The 20,950-nt window shown below is 43.0% G+C and carries 16 protein-coding genes; 9 read left to right on the top strand and 7 right to left on the bottom strand.

The features are described from left to right. Positions 1-85 precede the first annotated feature (85 nt). Positions 86-589: a DNA recombination-mediator protein A gene (locus tag WKK05_RS35420; RefSeq protein WP_341527626.1), complete on the bottom strand. Its 504-nt coding sequence runs from the start codon at positions 587-589 to the stop codon at positions 86-88. Positions 590-665: 76 nt separating this feature from the next. Here WKK05_RS35420 and WKK05_RS35415 point away from each other — a divergent pair, with 76 nt between their 5' ends. Further along, complete coding sequence (locus WKK05_RS35415) at positions 666-809, top strand: hypothetical protein (RefSeq protein ID WP_341527625.1); 144 nt, start codon at positions 666-668, stop codon at positions 807-809. 217 nt (positions 810-1,026) lie between these two features. Here the strand turns inward: WKK05_RS35415 and WKK05_RS35410 are convergent, their stop codons facing one another. The 3 genes from WKK05_RS35410 to ebsA all read right to left on the bottom strand — a co-directional run bounded on the left by WKK05_RS35410 (position 1,027) and on the right by ebsA (position 2,847). Then, positions 1,027-2,121, bottom strand: coding sequence for a phosphotransacetylase family protein (locus tag WKK05_RS35410; protein WP_341527624.1), 1,095 nt, complete (start codon positions 2,119-2,121; stop codon positions 1,027-1,029). Between the two features lie 23 nt (positions 2,122-2,144). Further along, positions 2,145-2,363: a hypothetical protein gene (locus tag WKK05_RS35405; RefSeq protein WP_341527623.1), complete on the bottom strand. Its 219-nt coding sequence runs from the start codon at positions 2,361-2,363 to the stop codon at positions 2,145-2,147. Between the two features lie 109 nt (positions 2,364-2,472). Beyond that, a complete protein-coding gene (ebsA, locus tag WKK05_RS35400; protein WP_341527622.1) occupies positions 2,473-2,847 on the bottom strand; it encodes a type IV pilus biogenesis protein EbsA in 375 nt (124 codons plus the stop codon). A gap of 562 nt (positions 2,848-3,409) precedes the next feature. On the opposite strand from ebsA, the gene WKK05_RS35395 reads away from it, so the two are divergent. Beyond that, on the top strand, positions 3,410-4,816 hold the full coding sequence (locus WKK05_RS35395) for a glycosyltransferase family 2 protein (protein WP_341527621.1): 1,407 nt from the start codon (positions 3,410-3,412) through the stop codon (positions 4,814-4,816). Positions 4,817-4,899: 83 nt separating this feature from the next. Here the strand turns inward: WKK05_RS35395 and WKK05_RS35390 are convergent, their stop codons facing one another. Further along, a complete protein-coding gene (locus tag WKK05_RS35390; protein WP_341527620.1) occupies positions 4,900-6,939 on the bottom strand; it encodes a DNA polymerase III subunit gamma/tau in 2,040 nt (679 codons plus the stop codon). A gap of 382 nt (positions 6,940-7,321) precedes the next feature. Between WKK05_RS35390 and WKK05_RS35385 the strand changes: the two genes are divergently transcribed. From WKK05_RS35385 to WKK05_RS35375, 3 genes are all read left to right on the top strand, one after another. Then, the gene (locus WKK05_RS35385) at positions 7,322-8,017 is read left to right on the top strand and encodes a hypothetical protein (protein ID WP_341527619.1); all 696 of its coding nucleotides are present in this window, start codon (positions 7,322-7,324) and stop codon (positions 8,015-8,017) included. A 311-nt stretch (positions 8,018-8,328) separates the two neighbouring features. After that, positions 8,329-12,306: a tetratricopeptide repeat protein gene (locus WKK05_RS35380; protein WP_341527618.1), complete on the top strand. Its 3,978-nt coding sequence runs from the start codon at positions 8,329-8,331 to the stop codon at positions 12,304-12,306. Positions 12,307-13,419: 1,113 nt separating this feature from the next. Continuing rightward, positions 13,420-14,474, top strand: a protein-coding gene (locus tag WKK05_RS35375; RefSeq protein ID WP_341525019.1) for an IS630 family transposase whose coding sequence is annotated in 2 segments (ribosomal slippage) — positions 13,420-13,812 and positions 13,815-14,474 — 1,053 coding nt in all. Because the reading frame shifts where the segments join, the coding sequence is not laid out codon by codon here. Positions 14,475-14,505: 31 nt separating this feature from the next. Here the strand turns inward: WKK05_RS35375 and WKK05_RS35370 are convergent. Further along, entirely contained in the window at positions 14,506-14,766 is a 261-nt protein-coding gene (locus tag WKK05_RS35370; protein ID WP_341531296.1) for a hypothetical protein, read from the bottom strand. On the opposite strand from WKK05_RS35370, the gene WKK05_RS35365 reads away from it, so the two are divergent. Continuing rightward, positions 14,708-16,615, top strand: a complete 1,908-nt coding sequence (locus WKK05_RS35365; RefSeq protein WP_341531279.1) for an alkaline phosphatase family protein — start codon at positions 14,708-14,710, stop codon at positions 16,613-16,615. The two genes, WKK05_RS35370 and WKK05_RS35365, sit on opposite strands and share 59 nt — an antisense overlap. Positions 16,616-16,740: 125 nt before the next feature. Then, positions 16,741-17,718, top strand: coding sequence for a hypothetical protein (locus WKK05_RS35360; protein WP_341527617.1), 978 nt, complete (start codon positions 16,741-16,743; stop codon positions 17,716-17,718). A gap of 166 nt (positions 17,719-17,884) precedes the next feature. Here WKK05_RS35360 and WKK05_RS35355 read toward each other — a convergent pair whose 3' ends face one another. Further along, positions 17,885-18,061, bottom strand: coding sequence for a hypothetical protein (locus WKK05_RS35355; RefSeq protein WP_341527616.1), 177 nt, complete (start codon positions 18,059-18,061; stop codon positions 17,885-17,887). A gap of 141 nt (positions 18,062-18,202) precedes the next feature. Here WKK05_RS35355 and WKK05_RS35350 point away from each other — a divergent pair, with 141 nt between their 5' ends. Next, positions 18,203-18,892, top strand: coding sequence for a hypothetical protein (locus WKK05_RS35350; protein WP_341527615.1), 690 nt, complete (start codon positions 18,203-18,205; stop codon positions 18,890-18,892). Positions 18,893-19,061: 169 nt separating this feature from the next. Further along, positions 19,062-20,537: an Asp-tRNA(Asn)/Glu-tRNA(Gln) amidotransferase subunit GatB gene (gatB, locus tag WKK05_RS35345; RefSeq protein WP_341527614.1), complete on the top strand. Its 1,476-nt coding sequence runs from the start codon at positions 19,062-19,064 to the stop codon at positions 20,535-20,537. Positions 20,538-20,950: the final 413 nt, after the last annotated feature.

The following is a 20,950-nucleotide window of genomic DNA, read 5'->3' as shown; positions in this document are numbered from 1 at the left end:
GTCATTAGTTATTAGTTATCAGTCATTGGTCATTAGTCATTAGTCATTAGTCAAACATAAAGGACAAATGACAAATGACAAATAACTAATCAAAGTAGAACAGTGTTACTACTTTTCTTTGTTCTTCTGCGTCTTGGCAAGTTTGCAACAGAGTGCGACTGTCGTGAAACGCAAAGCAAATAAGTTGCTGGCAACGGGAGACAATCTCCTTATTACACAGGTAACTAGCTTCAGCAAGGGATAGACTATCATTACTGGGATTTTCTACCAAGTGCATTACCTGTTCTAATTGCTGGCGCGACTCAAGGGGCTGGCGTTCCAAGCTTTGGGGTAAAATTACCGTCAACAAATTTGGATCGGCCCGTGTTGCTCCCCGGATGGCAGCAGAATTTGTACCTGTAGCACCAGAAGTGATGATCCGATTACCCGATAAAACTAGGGCATAGGTCATCATTTCAATCAGGTTCTGATGTGTAATCGGGACATGACGCGAACCCAGCAAGGCAATTCGCTTAGAACCCGTTTGCTGGATTGTTGCCAGTTCTTGCGCTAATGTATCGTGGTTAATGAGGTCTATTGACTGGCTCAAAGATTAACGTAATCAGATTAACAACCTAGATATTTTACCAAACAGCGTGTAGTACGAAGCTAACCTGAGTTAGACATTGCTACAATTTCTTGATTTTTCAGCTCGTTATTCGCGATCGCTGGAAGATTTTGAGCATTTTGCCAGAGATCCAGCGAACTCACATCTAGAATTACCGCAGTTAAATCGAACTGTTGGTATTGATGGCAGCCTCGGTTTTTGATACGAAACTTATCTCATTGAATCGGTAAGGTTATAAGGCAGGTTACGGGAATATACTGAGCTTGGGATTACCTAATGAAACCAAGCAAGTCTGTGCTGTGAGGCGCAACAAAACAGCACACCCTCGCTTAGTAGGTGACAACGAGCCAGCTGTGGCCTCACCGCCAACACCTCCTGAGGACTGAGCATTGATGCTCTCAGTGTTTGAGTTGCTCAGGCTAAGGTAATGCTGCCGCGGGAGTCAAACCTAATTTAGATAACAAGCGGTCAATGTCAAAATGCTCAGTCATCAACTGGCGAATGCACTGAACTTTAATCGGTTCATGGAGACGGACTTGCCCAAAAGTACGGTCAACAATTTCTACAGTGGTGAGTGTATCCAAGTCAACCGACAAAATGGGAATTTCTAACTCTTCAGCGCGATTGAGGATAAAGGGCGCGGGTGGTAGTTGTCCTGTAAGGATTAAGCATTGGGTAGAAGTTTCCAAAGCGGCTTGCTGAATTTCCACACGATCGCCTCCTGTGACTACTGCCATATTCCGGCGTTTGCGGAAATACTTCACAGCAGAGCTGACATTCATTGCGCCAATTGCCAGACTTTCCACCAATAAATCTAGGCGATCATTACGACAGAGAACATCAGCATTTAATTGTTTTACCAGTTCGCCAACGCTGACACTACGAAGTAAATTGTTGTTTGGCAGCATTGCCAGCACAGAAATACCTCGCTGTTCTAAAAACGGGCGCAAGAGACTGTCAACTGTTTCTAGTTGTTCAGCAGGGATATCATTGATCACAACACCAATCAGGCGATCGCCCACACGCTGCTTAGCAGACAATAACGCCTCAACGGAAAGTAGCGATTTGTAACGGCATACCAATAGCACAGATGCATCCAATACTTCAGCCACTTGTAGCAAAGACAAGTCAAACAAATTGCCTTCTGACAAATCACCAGGCCCTTCTAGCAGTACCAAATCTCCTCGCGACATTTGTAAATATTGCTGTGTTAGGTACTGTTGATAATCGGTTTTGTCTTCTCCACGTAAGCGTTTTTGGACATTTATTTCGTCTAAAGCCAGCATCATGGGTGTAACGCGGTTTTCTGACAGATTCAGGCTATGAGCTATGAACTGAACATCTTCGTCAATTACACTTCCACCAGACGCATTCAAACAAGTACCTAGCGGTTTGCCGTAGGCGATATCCAGTCCTTTTTGCTGTAGCTGATAAGACAAACCCAGAACAGTTGCAGATTTACCGCTGTAAGTCTCGGTTGATCCAATCAGCAAATATTTAGGGGATTTTGGCACACATGCACTCCTAATTTCAAAAGTCAGAATAACCCAGCTAGGTGTTTTCTAATTTTAGTTTGTTCTGACGAAAGCCTTCTGCTCTCAAATAGTAAGGTTTCCCAGAAACTACCTTCAGCAAGGGTAGCGCAATGGTTAATATCCAGAGCGATCGCGTCGAACTTTATCAGACAGGAGTGAGGATTGAGGATTGGGGAAGGTTGGGCCCCCTCTGGGGATAAGGGGTAATAGGGATTGGGCATTGGTAATTATTGCTATGCACAATACAGGAGATAATCTTTCCTCTAAGCCCTGGCATTTATTGAACTCATATAAAGATAATTTTCCTATGCCCCATGCCCATTGCCTAATTTATTCTTCTATACGTAGCAGCTTGCGGTAAAAAGGTTGTGAAAAATCAGTCACACGATAGCGCTTGTAGTTGTCCATAAGTTCTATCAAAAAATTAATAAACTCAAAACTGGCCATCATCAGTTCGTAACTGAGGTCAGCGTTGCCATCAAACTGTACTCGGCAACGCGTTAAGTCTGACGGTAAGGTAGCCACATTCCAGGTAGCGACAAAGGGAATATGATCGCTGGCTTCTATTTTGCGCTGTCCCTCCAAGACGCCTTTTTGATAGAGACTGATGGCAAAGGGTAGGGAATTGCGCCTTGTGCCTTGAATGTAGGGTAAATAAACACTGGCTTGTTGCTGAGTAGCAGGCTGAAGTTGCTCTATAGACATTTTTAAATATTCCTCAAGTTAGTAAACAACTGGGGATATTGGGAACTGCCACTAGTATTCCCAAAAAATCTGTCTAAAGCACAAGACTGGGGACACTTCTCTACGAGAGGTTGCGCCCTAAGCGCAGCTATGCCGCAGGCTTTACGACAGGCTCAGTGCATCGCTGGGGATTAGGGACTGGGAAGCAGGAAGAGATGTAGAAACCAATGACTAATTACTGAAGTTACTGCTAAGAAATATTAAAATTTCGGTTACAATGATGCTGCATTAACTTTTATCGAAGCTGGGGCAATAACGCTAAAATCTCTACTGTCATGCAGTAGGTGCTGTTATTGCTATTTTTATCGGACACCATCTGCTGCTACCTTGCTATCACTTTGGACTATCTGGAATTCCTATGAATAGGGAACTTACTAGCTCTATGTGAGTTAGAGGGTGTGGGTAACTACCACTAATTTCACGGGTAGCTAAAAGAGCGTAAAGTTTGCGTAGTTGAGTGTCGCCTAATTACCAGTTTCTTCAATGGGTGTAAACAAATACTGCTGTTTGAATGAAGTAACCTATGCCAGCGAATTCCTGGCCCGAAGACAATTCTTATCAAGAGCTTGACCCGCTCAACTCCTTATTGTCTGACCTATCGGCAGATGAGGAGTTAGTGTTAGATACAAATCCTGTATCTGTAGCATCCCGGTTTCAAGGTCGTAGACGTAAAGCAGCTCTAGTTTTGACTATTGTCTGGAGTAGCACGATCGCGCTGCATTTAGTTTCGTGGAGTTTTATATTCATACTGGGACTAACCACTGTCTTAGGTTTTCACGCCTTAGTGGTGATATTTACCAAGCCTCGCCACTATCCAAAAGAAATACAGGGAGATTTGCCTTCTGTATCTGTTTTAGTGGCTGCGAAAAATGAGGAAGCGGTAATTACAAAATTAGTCAATAATCTTTGTCAATTGGAATATCCCAATGGAGAATACGAAGTATGGATAATTGACGACAACAGCACTGATAGCACACCAGAGTTATTAGCAGCACTAGAGCAGAAATACGACAAACTCAAAGTACTCAGACGTTCAGCAGAAGCTACTGGCGGCAAGTCAGGGGCCTTAAATCAGGTACTGCCTTTGACAAAGGGCGAAATTATTGCAGTATTTGATGCTGATGCCCAAGTGACATCAGACTTGTTGTTACAAGTAATACCTATATTTCAAAGAGAAAAGGTAGGGGCGGTACAAGTACGAAAAGCGATCGCCAACGCCAAAGAGAATTTTTGGACTAAGGGTCAAATGGCGGAAATGGCACTTGATACTTGGTTTCAACAACAGCGGACTGCTCTTGGTGGCATTGGCGAATTACGAGGTAACGGTCAATTTGTCCGACGCAAAGCTTTGGAAAGCTTCGGAGGATGGAATGAAGAAACCATTACCGATGATTTGGATTTAACAATCCGTTTACATTTGCAAAAATGGGATATTGAGTGTGTATTTTTCCCAGCGGTGCAGGAAGAAGGAGTGACCAGAGCGATCGCACTCTGGCATCAGCGTAACCGTTGGGCAGAAGGCGGATATCAGCGCTATTTAGATTACTGGAATCTAATTCTCAAAAACCGCATGGGTACGCGGAAAAGCTGGGATTTGCTGATGTTTTTGCTGATTATGTATATCCTGCCTACAGCAGCAGTACCAGATTTATTGATGGCGATCGCTCGGCATCGTCCACCAATATTAAGTCCGATAACTGGCTTGTCAGTTTCCATGTCAATGATTGGAATGTTTACAGGTCTGAGGCGGATTCGTCAAGACCAAAAATTCCAGATTTCTACGTATTTTCTGTTACTCTTGCAGACTTTACGTGGCAATTTATATATGTTGCACTGGTTAGTAGTTATGAGTAGTACTACTGCCCGGATGTCGTTTAGACCAAAGCGTCTGAAATGGGTGAAAACTGTACATACCGGGAATGGGCATTAGAGGCTGGGGACTGGGGACTGAGGACTGGGCAAGATTTTCCCAATACCAATTCCTAATCCCTAATACCCAGTCCCCGATCCTTTTTATTCATCATCTTCAGATTCCTCTACCCAATCAGGTGTAGTCATAGAGTCAGACAATTCTGTTGGATCTTCTGTGAAGCGGATAACTTGTCCGTTGAAAAATTCTGCTAGACGTTGAGCTGCGATCGCCACTTCATCAGGTTCCCAATCAGTCGCGGGTGTTCGAGTTGGCAGTGGAGGCAAAGTTTGTACCCCATTTCCATTTAAGCCATTTCCATTCCTTGCTGCCGACTCTGTTTTTAGTGGTACTGGTGTTGGTACTGCTGGTGTTGCTGGCTGGGGTACTGATGCTGGAGGCGTCGTTTGCCTGTCGTAACTGACAGCAGGTGGCTGTTGAACACGAGTAGAATCTTTTGGTGGAGGATTTTTTCTAGAGTAATTAGAGGTTGAAGCAGTTTCTTTTTCTAGATTTACCTTGATTTCTCGTTGGAAAGTCTGCTGAAATGCCGCCCTAATTATTGGTTGATCAGATTTAACTTTTTCATACCATGCTTGTTTGATAGCAATACAAGCTACAGCACCATCAAATTCGATGAGATGGCACATTTGACGTAGCAGTTCTCGTCTTGAGATTGGCTGGAGGTTAGCAAGCACCTGTTGCCAAATCTGAGTTAAGTCCTGTTGTGCTTCCTCAACAATTTCTGAGGTTACTGGTTCAATTACCGCAGGTGGCGAAGAAACAGATACAGGTTCTGGGGTTACTGGTGGAACTGAGTTAGCAGCAGAATTTTGATTTGTTTGTGGTTCAATTGGGGAAGATGATGTGAGGGGTTGATTTTGAGGAACTGCCTGATGATGGTTTGAAGATGCAGAATTGTGGTTTGTTTGTGAATTCTCTTGAGGTACAGAAGAGATTGCGTGATTTTGGACAACTGCTGGAGGATGCTTTGAAGATATAGCAGGTGTATTAACTCGTGCTGAGATACTTGGGGCTTTTATTTGAATATTTGTCGCACTTGGTAACAATCCGAGTAATGTTACCTCCAACCACAAACGTGGCTGAGTGGTGTTTTTAATTTGCACTTCAGCTTCGCGCAAGTGTTTCTGTCCAGCCAAAATTGTACTCATGTCCAAATTTTGGGCAAACTCAACCAAGGCAATGCAAGTTTGTGGAGTACAAGCAATTAAATCGTGACGTCTAGGTGCAGTTTTAGCAATTAGTAAATCACGGTAAAATGCGGCAAGATTTTGGAGAATAGTTAGCGGTTCCCGTCCACGATCTAAAATTTTACGGGTGCAATCTAGAACGGCTTCTGGGTTATCTTGAGCGATCGCTTCTAAAAGCGCTAATAAATCCTGTTCGCTGACTGTACCAACTAAATCCCAAACTCGGTTTGGTGTGACTTCACCTGATAACAAAGCTAATTGGTCGAGCAAACTTTCCGCATCTCGCAATCCGCCCTGAGCAATTTGGGCTATTAAGGTGACAGCATCAGGAGAAACATCAATGTTTTCTTTAGAGGCGATCGCACTTAAATGCTTTACCATCGCTTCTAACTGAATGCGTCTAAAATCAAACCGCTGACAACGGGAAATAATCGTTGGCAATACTCGCTGCGGATCAGTTGTTGCCAACACGAAAACCACGTGTCTCGGCGGTTCTTCTAGTGTCTTCAGTAGCGCATTGAACGCTGCTGTACTGAGCATATGACACTCGTCAATCACATAAACCTTGTAGCGGCACTGTACAGGAGCAAACTGCGCCTTTTCAATTAGCTCACGGATATTATCGACACCAGTGTTGCTAGCGGCGTCGATTTCAATTACATCTAGAGAGTAGCCTTTGGTTATTCCCTGACAAACATCACACACACCACAGGGTTCAGGTGTTGGTTTACCACTTTTGAGACAATTAAGAGATTTAGCGAGAATACGGGCGCTAGAAGTTTTCCCTGTACCTCTTGGCCCAGTGAACAAATAAGCAGGGGCGATTTTCGCTGTGCGGATCGCGTTCGTGAGGGTGGTGGCGATCGCCTCTTGACCCACTAGTTCAGCAAAACTTTTTGGGCGATACTTGTGATGCAGGGGTTCGTAAGACATGGATTTGAAATGTCAATGCCTTTTCTAAATTGATTTGTAACACAAGCGCCCAATTTGGCATTCAACTATTGTGAACTACCCCTGGGAATATTGTCAAAAACTTTGCTGCCCTTTTCCTTCTTCACTACTACACGGGAAATTAGTCAATGGACACTAGATTTTTATGCCACTTTTATCTTGCACCGTCAGATTAATCAGGGGTAAAGGGGCTTGATGAATTCTTGGCTAGATTCCTTTAAATTATAGTACATTTGAACCATTTAAAATTCAGTAGTCACGAGATATCTATAAATTATGTCTTAATGACGAATTACGAATTAGATTAACTGGATTAACGTTATGTCCAGTGCGATCGCTACAATCTTAGGGTAAGCAATACTCAATGGTGCAGCAAATGCTCAGGCGGCTAGTTCAGTGGATTAAAAAGCTTTTTCAGAACTTGTTTGGTAGAAAACAGACTCGTTCCAAAGCTAGGGTGGATGTGCAAAAAGAACCAGCACCACCGCTTACCGATACGGATCTGGAATTTCTCTTCAACGAACTTTTACAAGGAGTACATCAAGCAAGAGGGCAAGCGTGGGCATTGAAGTGGCTAGATAATATTAAACATCGTATCCCAACTGAACGCTGGGTTGAGTGGTTACGCCGCTTCGGTGACAGATTAGTAGCATCACCTACACCTAATAATGAAATAGCGGCGCGGTTAGTCCAACTAGGTGAATTGGGCGTCGGAGAAGTTGGGGACGTTGCCTACGATATTGGGATGCAAGTGCTGACGCGCAATCAAGGCGAACCGATCTGGGAATATGAAGGGCCGGATGCTTTCAACACGGATTTTCTACCGCAACAGACTTCCTCAACACTAGAGGAATCCGATGTAGCAGAAAACCTGCCGGAGGAACAATATCAAAGCGTCACTCTAGAAGAGTTGTTTGTGATGTTGCAGCAGGATGAGAACTTACGCCAGCAAATAGCCCAACAGCTAGCAATTGAGACAGATGATCCACAAATTCTTGTCCAAGCGTTAGTTAATCAACTCTATGATCCGGAACAAACTACAGAGCAAACAGAAAGTTGATCATTTCTAGGGACAAATTCAAAAATAAATTAGCAGTTTGCAAGTTAATGAGGTATTTTCAACTCATGAGTCAGATATAGAGTAATTTTATATCTGGCTTCTGTACAGACGCGCTATGGCACGTCTCTACTGCTGAATCTGCTGTAAATTTAGCGTGTAGGCAAATCCACAACTTAATAAAGTTATGTATAGCTTTTGTAAAGTTGCGACGGAAGCACTACCCGGATATAGTGGGTTATTACCTAAATCATAATTTTATGATCACAACGCTGGCTAAAATCTAGGAAAAACAAAATCCAAGAGTGGGGCAGATGCTCAGGCGGCTATTGCAGTGGTTTAACAGGTATTTGAAGCGCCCCTTTGGCAGTCAGCAGACTCGTTCTCTAAAGGGTGCAAGGCGATATAAGGCAGTAGGACAAACATCAGATCCATCGAATACGGATCTGGAACAATCATTTATCCAATTGTTGGCAGGTGTGCATCAACAACGTGGACAACAATGGGTACTAAGTTATCTGCGGCGGATGGAGAGCCGCATTCCAGTTGAGCATTGGATAAATTGGTTAGAGACATTTGGCGAAGAGTTGCTAGCTGCATCTGCACCGAATCATCAGTTAGCAAGGCGGATGGTGCAACTAGGTGAACTTGGTGTTGGTAGAATCGGAGACTTAGCCTATGATATTGGCATCAGGCTGTTACAAAACGCACCAACAGTATCCGAGGACAATCAGCCGCAAGATGAAATCGACATTACAACACCTGAAGAACCCTTACCATCTACTCCTGGACAAGAACTGATCCGCAGTTTAGGAGATCAGTTATGGGAATATGATCAGCCGGATATTATTGAAACCACAACGCCTGAAGAACCCTTGCCATCTACTCCTGGACAAGAACTGATCCGCAGTTTAGGGGATCAGTTATGGGAATATGATGAGCCAGATATTATTGAAAGCACAACGCTTGAAGAACCTCTACCGTCTACTCCTGGACAAGAACTGATTCGCACTTTAGGAGATCAGTTATGGGAATATGATGAGCCAGAAGTCGAAAACGTTACGCCAGCAACTCATAACGCTGCGGTTGAGGAAATATTGCCGAATAACTTATGGGAATATGATCAGCCAGAGGTCGAAAACGTTACGCCAGCAACTCATAACGATTCGGTTGAGGAAATATTGCTGGATAACTTAGAAGAACTGGTATGGCAATATGAAGAGGAAGATGCCCAAGTTACGACACCAATAGGTTTCCTGGCGCCGGCAGAAGAAGATTCAATCACTAACTTAGGGGAACTGAGGTGGGGGTATGAAGAAAAAAATTACCAAACTACAACATCAGCAAATTTAGTTAATCCCATTCGTGAAACTACAGACGAAACCTGGGATAAGGCGCTGGTAAATTTAGAACCAAATGTTGCCTATGCTTTAGATGAGTTGTGGGTAAGGTTAGATCAAAGTGCCAATCTAGTACAGCAACTTGCTTCTAATTTGGCAATTAAAACAAGCAATGTCCCAAGTATAATTGAGCGCCAAAGTAATCAATCAAATCCGATTGCCGCAGATCAAGCTTGTTTTTACCAAGGTCTTCAGCAAGCGAAAACGGGTGATTTGTTAGGAGCGATCGCTTCTTACGAGAAAGCCATCGAACTAAAACCCAACTTTTGGGAATATTGGTTTAACCGCGGCTTGACACTGTTTCATTTAGAACGTTTTACCGAAGCCCTCGCATCTTATGAAACAGCTATAGAACTCAAACCAGACTTTTATAAGGCTTGGTGCAACCGAGGTGGAACTCTCGGAGAATTAGGAAACTTTGAAGAAGCAATTGCCTCCTTTGAAAAAGCTATAGAAATCAAGCCAGACTACTACGAAGCTTGGGCTAGCCGAGGTTTCGCACAGTTGAAGTTAGGGTGGCTACGAGAAGCGATTGCCAGTTATGACCAAGCACTACATCTGCAACCAGAAGACCAGGAAAACTGGTACTACCGAGGAATCGCGCTAGCTGTAGGTGAGCAATATGAAGAAGCGATCGCATCTTATGACCAAGCACTAGAAATCCAACCCGATTATTACGAAGTCTGGATAGACAGGGGTGTAGTGCTGTTTAATTTGAAACAGTGGTCAGAAGCGATCGCCTCCTGGGATAAAGCACTCTCAATTCAAGCCGACTTTTACTTGGCTTGGTATAACCGAGGTATAGCCTTAGACAACTTAGGACAACGCGAAGAAGCGATCGCCTCTTATGGCCAAGCTATAGCAATCAAACCTGACTTCCACCTAGCTTGGTACAATCAAGCAGTAGCATTGTTTTATTTAGAACAATTTGCCGAAGCGATCGCCTCTTATGACGGTGCTTTACAAATCAGACAGGACTATTGGGAAGCTTGGATTGGCCGAGGCGCTGCTATTGGTAATTTAGTGAATGCTGACACATTGCCGAGTTTGTCCAACAGCATAACTGTAAAAAATCCTGCTCTTCAACAGGGAGGTTATGAAGGAAAATTAGCCAGCTATGAGGAAGGGTTAAAACATCTTCGCCCAGATACTCACCCAGAAGGTTGGGGTAGATTACATTTAGCGATCGGTAATACTTACTACGAGCTAGGCAAAAAACATTCTAAACCCCGCGACTATTGGCGCAAAGCTGTAGCTGAGTATCATCAAGCGTTGCTAACTCTGACATCAGAAGATTTTGCCCAGTTGCATCTAGAAATTTTACAATCGCTGATCAAAACACTTGTAGGTTTAGGGCAAACAACACAAGTACCAGAATTACAGCAACGCGGTACAGATTTGTTAAGACAATTGCTGAGTGAAGTAACTCGTTCTGATGAAAGTAAAAAACAGCTAGTTTTGAAATTTACAGGCTTTGCTCAACTAGCAGTTGATTTAGCTGTGGAGTCTGGTGATTTGGTCGAAGCCTGGGAATTTGCCGAACATGGCAAAAATGCTTGTTTAAACTGGTTGCTTTTTGGTTGGTGTGATGAAATTTACTCACCCAATTATGGCGCAATTCAACAACTGCTCAATCCTACAACAGCGATCGTCTACTGGCATATCAGCCCAGCCGCCCTACACACCTTCATTCTCAAAGACGGCGCACCATCACCGATTCTACTATTTACACCCATACAAGATTTAGGGGCAATATCTGATGGGGAAGACGCTGTACGTCTAAATGAATTGCCCCTACCCGAAGCAGTACGACGCCTTATCGAATTTGAAGAATGGTTAGAAGATTGGCATAACCAATATCAGGAATATCGTCGCACAGCCCAAGACCAAGAAAGTAAAAGTCAGCATTCTTGGTGCGTGGATATGGAACAAAAGCTGTTACACCTGCATAACATCCTGAATATTTCTACAATTACCCAAGAACTTGAAGGCATCACCCAACTAATTTTAATTCCCCACCGCGATTTGCATAGATTGCCTCTTCATGGGCTTTTTAATTTCTCTTCTCCATCTCAGGCAGATTTTCCTCATGTGGAGTCGAATTTTATTATTACTTATCTACCTAGCGCTCAAATAGGTTTATCAAGAGAAATAGAACAGAATTGGCAGTGGCAAAATCAGTTACTACTTAGTGTTGAATATCCTGAAACTAAAGGTTATCCGGCACTAAAATTTGCTAGTCTTGAATCTGAAATTGTTAGCCAAATGTTCGATAATACCCAGCGGCTTCAGGGGTCAGAAGCTCAGAAAAAAGTTGTAGAAAATGCCTTATTTGATAATTATCATATATTTCACTTCACTGGTTATGTTAACAACAATTTTAATGAGCCTAAAAAGTCAGCATTATTATTAGCAAACGAAGACAAACTTACGCTAGAAGAAATCTGTCAACATCATCTAGCGAGTTACAATCTTGTTACGCTCTCGGCTTGTGAAAATTTAAGTACTACCAACCAAAATATCAGCACTGAATATGTGGGATTAGCCACTGCTTTTTTGAGTTTGGGAGTTCCTCATATAGTTAGTACCATTTGGACTGTAGAATCATCTGCTACCGCTTTGGTAATGATAGAGTTCTATCGACGATTACAGCCAAATAAATCAGCAGTAACTGCTTTAGGTGAAGCAATAGCATGGCTAAAAGAATTAACGGCTGGAGAATTAACAAAATGGTACGAAGAATTACTAAATAATTTACATTCGGAAGATTCAAGCATTAGAGCTTATTTAACAACGCAACGATATAAAATCAGTAAGATGGCATCAAATGAAAAGCTTTACGGTCATCCTTACTATTGGGCAGCATTTACAATTACAGGTAAGCTGAATTAAAGTTTTTGAAATGTAGTTGAAGAAGAATATAGAATTCTTCATTTCGACTTAATCAATACTTTCCAGATGTCAAATGAAGATTGGTACAATATCCAGAGTGATTACTCCGTTAGAGTAACCATAATATTCGTATTACCCCACCCTGCAAAAGCTCCACTTTTGTAGGGTGGGGTGCTTTTACAGCAGATTGCAAGTTAGTGAAGTACAAAAATACCCCTCCCTAACCCTCCCCTTGGAAAGGGGAGGGAACTAGATTGGCAATTTCCCCCCAATACATCGGGGGAATTAAGGGGGGTAAAGGATGTACTCCATTTAGATACAAAACGCTGTATTACGGGCAATTTAACAGACATCATATCTATATTAATAAAGTTAGATTCTAAGATTTCTTATATGATAATTTTCCACAAAATCTAAAATTGAAGAATCTGAAAATGGAACAATTCAAAGTTTAGTTAGATGTTTTTAAATCAAAATAATACAAAATTTAAAATTAAATGATTTACGGGATTATCTATTACTAATTAACTAAAGCAAAACGAGCAAACTCAATTCCTATAAATTTTTGGCTCATTTTAAATTACTGTTTTTTTTAACTTATTCTTAATTAAAATTTAGTATTAAAAATACTGGGTACACATTTTTGTCACATTTCCGTCATCCTTGTTTGCAATATTAAAATTTGTACTTAAACTACTAATTAGCTAAGTTATTGGATTTTCCAAATTTGTCCTTGACATTCTCTTAATAGGCAATTTATTTATTTACCTAAGAAGGGTCGTATTGATTATCAGTTTTACTAACAGCGTATTTCAAGAAAGGTGGAGTACACAAACTAGGTCTCAAAGCCAAGCATAAAGACTGTTTCACTTCTGAATTCTGCTGTAAATAAAGTCTTTTGAGATTTGTTCAGTTCAGATCATTTACTCTTTGGAAATCCCTGATGTTAAGCAAAAAGAATATAACTAGCAAAACCTCTTCTAAATGGTTCGACTGTGTATCGACTGGTGTAATAATCTTGAAACTAGCTAAAGCTAAGTAGGTAGGTGCCAAAAAAGTCAGCTATGTTAAGATATGTAAAGACTGATAATGCATCTACAAGGTAGTTGGTGTATGGGTGCGCGTTTAAGGGTATTTCTGACTCCTGAGCAAGACCAAACTTTACTAAATCTGAGAAAACAGGATGTACCACAGAAAGTCAAAGACAGGGCGGAAATAATCAGGCTAAATGCACATGGTTGGTATGTAGAGAAGATAGCAGATCACTTTGATTGTCACAAAAAAACAGTCACAAAAGTTTTGCATCAATGGCAAAAACTGGGCACAGAAGGGCTTTGGGAATCTCCTGGGCGAGGGGGGAAACCAAAGTGGCTTGAGGATGACATGATATTTTTAGAAGAATGCCTCAGAAACGAGCCACGCACATACAATAGTTCTCAGTTAGCTTTGAAGTTGAAAACAGAACGCAACGTTGAGATGAGTGCCGACAGATTAAGACGGGTACTCAAAAAAAGGGGGTCGATTGGAAACGGACAAGGAAAAGCCATAAAGGAAAACAAGACCCAGTAGCACGAGCAAACAAGCAAGCAGACCTAGACATGTTGGAATTAGCTGCTGCCACTGGTGAAATAGACCTGAAATACCTAGACGAGTCAGGGTTCTGTATGTGGAGCGAACCTAGTTATACATATTACTTTAGAGGTGAGCAAAAACGGTTAGAACAGACTAAACGCCGTGGTCGCAGATTAAGTATTATCGGGCTTCTCCAACCTTTAATCAGTTTTGTTTACGGTTTAGTTATCGGTGGTGTTGACCGTAAATCTTATATAGAAATGATGGAGAAAGAAGCCAAACAAGCCCAAGAAACTGGACGTATCAGCGTGATTGTGCAAGATAACGGGCCAATACATCGCTGCCAAGAAGTTCAACAATTGTGGAAAAAATGGGAAAGTCAGGGTTTGTACATCTTTTTTCTCCCGAAATATTGCTCAGAAATGAATCCAATTGAATTGGAATGGCAACATCTCAAGAAAGATGAGTTATCCGGGCAAGCATTTGATGATGAGCTAGATCTCGCTTACGCCGTCATCAATGGTGTTCAAGCTAGAGGAAAAAAAAACAATCACAACACACATCGTGTAAAATTTAGCTCTAGATTATCAACTTAAGATTTTGTTACATAGTAGAAAATTTCGGTGCCTACCTACTTAATTTGCCAACAAAATGTGCTAAAAAACCATTTAATAAGTCGCGTTTTGCTCTAGCACTGGCAGTTTCGCTGCTACAGTCCTCTATTTTGCCGTTGACGTTTGCTGCCTCGGCAAACGCGAAAGAATCCTTTCGACGCGAAGCGTGGTCTGAAGACTCGACCGTCACCGCCCAGCCGGATGTCAGCCGTGACATCGCTCCATACTTTAATGAACCAGCCAGAGAACCTAAGCTGCCAAAGAGCCTGCTCACCAAGTTACTCCGAGATCGGATTAAGTACGTCTTCGTGATCTTCAACGAGAATCACTCGTTCGATAACGAATACGGAACCTTTCCAGGCGTCAATGGACTCTATTCGGACGGACGTAGGCCTCGTTCTCCAGAGAAAACGCCGGGCTTCACTCAAACCTACACAGACACCAACGGCCTAACTGTCAAAGTTCAGCCATTCCGGATCGGGGCTGAACAGAACGCCAGCGCCATTGATAGCGTTGACCACTCACACACTGGCCTGGCGACTAAGCTTCACATCGTGAACGGTGAACCGCAGATGGATCAGTTTGCCTACGATGAGTACAGGCGCTTTGCATCCAAAGGTGGTACAGCTAACATCGCTGAAGGCAAGCAGTTTGCAAACCTTGTCATGTCACACATCGATTGCGACACGATTCCGTTCTTTTGGAAGTGGGCTAGCCGCTTCACAGTCTTTGATAACATCTTTGCAACCGAAGACACACCTTCTACCCCGAATGCGATCGCGATGCTCGCAGGACAGTCAGGTGAGACACAGTGGATCAAGCATGGCTCAGACGGACAGTCTTACACTGTGGGCAGCCACACTGGTACAACGCAGGGAGTGCCGATAGTCAACGACCCGCAACCCTTCTACGGCTCTCAGTTCGACGAGACGACAGGCAACAAGCAGCCAAGCGGTGCGAAAGAGAGCTACGCCGATAGCAACATTGCCTCAAACCTGACCTTCGCAAGCCTACCCCTCACCTTCCTGGGCCGCAACATTCAGGCAGTGTTATCTGGCAACAAAAATCCTTTGTTCGATTTGCCAGATATCCAGCAGGACATTCCGTTCATCCAGAACCTCAGAACCAAGCCCGTCAATTGGCGCTGGTATCAGGAAGGCTATGATCTTGAGCCGACTGATACGAACGGGGTTGCCTCGCACAATGCATACGTTAGCCATCACAACGGCGCACAGTATTTCGGCTATATCGCCAATACACCGCAGGTGAGCGACAGTCTACGCGGGCTTGGTGACTTCTTCACCGACATTGCCAATAACAAGCTGCCTAGAGGGGGTGTATTTTATATCCGTGGTGGCTACACGAACCAGCAAGGGTTAAAGCCACCAATCACGAACCCCAAAACGCCCGCAGATGAAGTTGCCGCAATTAATGCATCCAAGTCAGGGGATGACGACCATCCAGGTTACACCGACCGACAACTCAGCGAGGCGATGGCAGCCCGCGTGATCAACGCGATCGCCTCACGTCCAAACCTCTGGAGACAGAGTGCCATCATTATCACTTATGACGAGTCAGATGGTTTCTACGACCATGTTCCGCCACGTATTCTGTCCTATGGCCCTGATGGACTGCCCCTTTCCCGGGGTATCCGCGTGCCGCTGATCTTGATCTCACCCTACGCACGGACACACGCTGTCTCACACGTCGAGGGTGATCACAATTCGGTAATTGAGACGATCAACACGATTTTCGGACTGCCTCCGCTCGCTAGCCTCCCCGATGAGGCACAGGCGCTTGCAGCTGGCAACTCCCCGAAGTTCAACCACTATGCCCCGCCAGGATTTGAGCAGAAATACCTTGGCCCACGGGACATCAATTCGCCAATCTCAGACAGCCTGCTATCTGGTTTTGATTCAAAGCGTCTGCTTGGTATTTCACCACCACTGCCGGCCTCGTTTGCAACAATTCCTGATAGTATTGTGACCACGCTACCGCATTACGGTGGGCAAGGTTGTAAGGCGATCGGGATTACGCCAGAGGATGATCGTCAGGGCATTGTTAACAACATTCCCCCAGGTTTCAACCCGCTGCCAAGCACTTACCCAGCCGGCAACCGTTGAAGATGGCTTTTCTAAGGGATTGGGCATGGGGGATAGGGAAGAGACAAAGTATAGATTTCTTCAAGAATTTCCCCAATCCCCATTACCCCTTATCCCCAGTACCCAATCCCTAATTAGGAGAATTCATGCGTTTTGTGTTAGTCTTGCTGACCCTACTCGGTGTTTGCGGCTCGATTTCTGTCGCTCAAGCTGGCTCTGTGGTCGAACGGGTGAAGGCACGTAGTATAGTTCGCTGCGGAAGTGTCAAGCGGCCGGGTCTGGCAGATCCAGTCGGTCAAGGTCGCTGGACAGGTCTCAATGTGGACGTATGCCGTGCGATCGCCGCTGCTGTTCTCGGATCTCCTGACCGCATCGAATACCATGAGTACGAGACAGCGAAAGATTTTGACGCAGTGCGTAAGCAGCAGGATGATGTATACTTCCTCACAGGATCGGAAATCAACGAGCAGAAGTTGGCTGGCAAGCTGGTTCCTGGGCCCACCGTCTTTGTGGAATCCCATGCAGTAATGGTGGCTTCCACCTCGACCGTCCACCACATCGATAACCTCGCTGGGGACAGTATCTGCTTTATGATTGGCAGTTCGGTGGAGCGGAGTCTTCAGGCTTACTTCGATGCACTTCATCGCAATTGGTTTCGTCGGGCGTTCTCTGAGGACGGGGAGATGATCGACACTTACAATGTGCAGAATTGCCATGCGATCGCTGCCGAAATCACGACCTTGGCAATGATCCGCCTCGATTCGGGTGTGAACCGATTGTCAAGCCGCATTCTCCCGGAGTCGCTGACGAGCTTTCCATTGATGGCGACGACGGGAACCAATGACGCGCAGTGGTCTGCGATCGTAGCGTGGACGATACACACACTGATCAGTGCAGACAGCCCAGAAATACGGTGGTATGCAAGCGGTGCTGGGGCAATGCCGATCACCGCACCTGAGCTAGGTCTAGACAAAGAGTGGCAACGTCGCGTTCTTGCATCTGTCGGCAACTACGGCGATATCTTCGAGCGCCATCTCGGTAAAGGCTCTCGACTCAGACTCGCTCGCGGGTTGAATGCAAACCAGTTGCGAGGCGGACTTCTTTTAAGCCCATTTCTTGAGTGATGGGGGTAGGGTTATGAATTTTAGATTTTGGATTGTCAAAGAGCCATTGAATCAAGATTTTTATCAATTTAATTATTAAAAGAATTTATAAATGGTCATCGGTAAGGAGCTATTAAGCAAGAACAATACTTACTTTTTCTATAGATAGACATAATTAAAGATAATATTAATAAATATTTTGTAAAAAACTCCTAATTTCTTGTGGTTTTTTGAGAATAATTATTTGCTGATTTGGTGCAAGTTTACTAAGTTTTTCTAAAATGACAGGGCGACGTGTAATTGGATATGTCCATATAAATTTGAGAAATTCCCAGGTCAGTTTTTCTGGACAATCTGATGCCATATCAGGTCTTGATTTGCCTAGCAAAGTCTATCCACTTAATTTTAGTTAACTATCTTTTACAAAAGAGAATTACTGTTATACCTTGCCGTCTGGCAATAATAGTGGTTATCTTGGTTAAAAATAGTTAAATATTTTGATATTATGACAAAAATCAGGGAAGCAATAGCTATTTTCTCTGCCAATATAATTTTATTTAGTTTAATTATACTAACTGTGCGTGTTCCGGCAAATATTTTATTTGAGTTGATCAATTTTAATTTGCCATCTGCTGCTGATGAATTCGCTCAATACACTAGAGAAATCAGAATTCACAATTTATTAGGTACAATTTTCGATCCAATTTATATTGGTGCAATTATTCATTGTTTATGGCAGCTTAAACAAGGTAGAAGCGTTAAATATTCCCAAGTTATATTGGTTGGTATTCAGAATTGGGGCAAAATATTTACCGCTCGATTTATTACAACCTTTTATATTTTATTAGGATTAATAGCGTTTATCATACCCGGAATTGTCTTAGCGCTTAGATATACGCTAATTGACTCAATTGTTATAATAGAAGGGTATGGAAATTCTTCCTCTTTACTAAAAAGAAGCACTCATTTGACAACAGGCAAAAGATGGGAAATATCTGGAGTTGTTTCTTTGTTCACTGTTGCAACAACAATCATTACCTTGATTGTTTATATACTAGGGTATCTAATTATCAGAGAATATAATATTTTTCTGAACATAATAGTCTCTTCTTTTTTAGATGTGATAGTTGCAACTTACACTGTGATCATGTTCTTGTTTTATTGGCAAGCTAGAAATGAAGAGCAAAATCATTGAAGAAGAATACAGGAGTCAGTACCCAGAATTCAGAATGATGTATTCTTTCTTGTTAAAAAGTAACTATGGCGTCCTTCTTCAAGACCTAGTAACAAGCTGAAGCTGAGAAATGGTCAAGGCGGGGCTAAAATAGTAATTTAATTGTAAATTGGTTGAACTTTTTAATGTTATGACTGCTGCTACTACAGTAAAAACTGAGTACGAAGCGATTATTGGTCTAGAAACCCATTGTCAGCTGAGTACCAACACCAAAATTTTCTCTAATAGTTCTACAGCATTTGGTGCTGAACCCAATACTAATATTGACCCAGTTTGTATGGGTTTACCTGGAGTTTTACCCGTACTTAACGAAAAAGTTCTAGAATACGCTGTCAAGGCTGGTTTGGCGCTGAATTGTCAAATCGCTAAATATAGCAAATTTGACCGTAAACAGTATTTTTATCCAGACCTACCTAAAAATTACCAAATTTCTCAATATGATCTACCCATTGCTGAATATGGGTGGTTAGAAATTGAGCTGCTAGATGCTAATGGTAACCCGATTCGCAAGCGTATCGGCATTACACGTCTGCATATGGAAGAAGATGCGGGAAAATTAGTACACGCAGGTAGTGACCGCCTATCCGGTTCTACCTATTCTTTGGTAGACTACAACCGCGCAGGTATCCCCTTGGTAGAAATTGTTTCAGAACCAGATTTGCGTTCTGGACAAGAAGCCGCCGAATATGCTGAAGAATTACGCCGGATTGTGCGTTATCTCGGTGTGAGTGACGGCAATATGCAAGAAGGATCACTACGCTGCGATGTCAACATTTCCGTGCGTCCAGTGGGACAAAAGGAATTTGGCGTCAAAGTAGAAATTAAAAACATGAACTCGTTCAATGCTATTCAACGGGCGATTGAATATGAAATTGAGCGACAAATTGCAGCTGTAGAATCAGGCGATCGCATCGTACAAGAAACTCGTCTGTGGGAAGAAGGTTCTCAACGCACAATTAGTATGCGGGTTAAGGAAGGTTCTAGCGATTACCGCTATTTCCCTGAGCCAGATTTAGCACCGATTGAGGTGACAAAAGAACAATTAGAGAAGTGGCGCAGCGAATTACCAGAACTCCCAGCACAAAAACGCCATCATTATGAAAATAACTTAGGGCTTTCGCCTTACGATGCGCGAGTGTTGACAGAAGAACGTTTCGTATCAGAGTATTTTGAAGCTGCGATCGCTTCTGGCGCAAATCCTAAAGCCGCAGCTAACTGGATTACTCAAGATATTGCAGCATACCTCAACAAGCAAAAACTCAGTATCACTGAAATTGCTTTGACTCCTACCAATTTAGCTGAGGTGATCACTCGGATTGAACAAGGCAAAATTAGTAACGCCCAAGCTAAAGAAAAATTGCCTGATTTGCTGAGTGGTATTTCTCCTGAGAAAGCTTTTGCCGGTCAAGAGTTAATCAGCGATCCGAATGTACTAGAACCAATCATTGATGAAGTGATAGCCGCCAACCCCAAAGAACTAGAAAAGTATCGCAACGGTAACATTAACCTTAAAGGCTTCTTTGTTGGACAGGTTTTGAAAAAGACTGGCAAACGTGCTGATCCTAAGCTGACTAACGAATTGGTAGAGAAGAAATTGAATGCTTAGCGGCTACTGATCAACTTTGTTTGATTTATACCTCGTCCTCGCTGAATACAGTTTAGTTAAGACGTTAAACATCCCCCTAACATTGTGAAAAGCAGGGTTGGGGGGATTAATTATTAATCGTATATACAAATACGTTGCTAGGAACACCGTAATGCCGTGTCTTTACGATGGATCTACATACATCAATATTTTCGGAAATTGGTATAAGTTTTGGCAAGCATTCACCAATAGCTGTAATTTATGCCAATTTGTAGATGCAATAAGTTTTAATTTCAGTGTTTTTGCAGAATTATTTGCAGAATCTTTACAGAAATAGCAAAAATAGAGGGTGACAACCCTCATACCACAAATGCTATACTGTGATAAATAGTAGATGCACCCTGATGATCTGGAGAGCTGCCTAAGTAGCTCTC

The sequence above is a fragment of the Nostoc sp. UHCC 0302 genome, assembly GCF_038096175.1.
Taxonomy (GTDB): domain Bacteria; phylum Cyanobacteriota; class Cyanobacteriia; order Cyanobacteriales; family Nostocaceae; genus UHCC-0302.
This window is presented reverse-complemented; position numbering and strand designations above follow the sequence as displayed.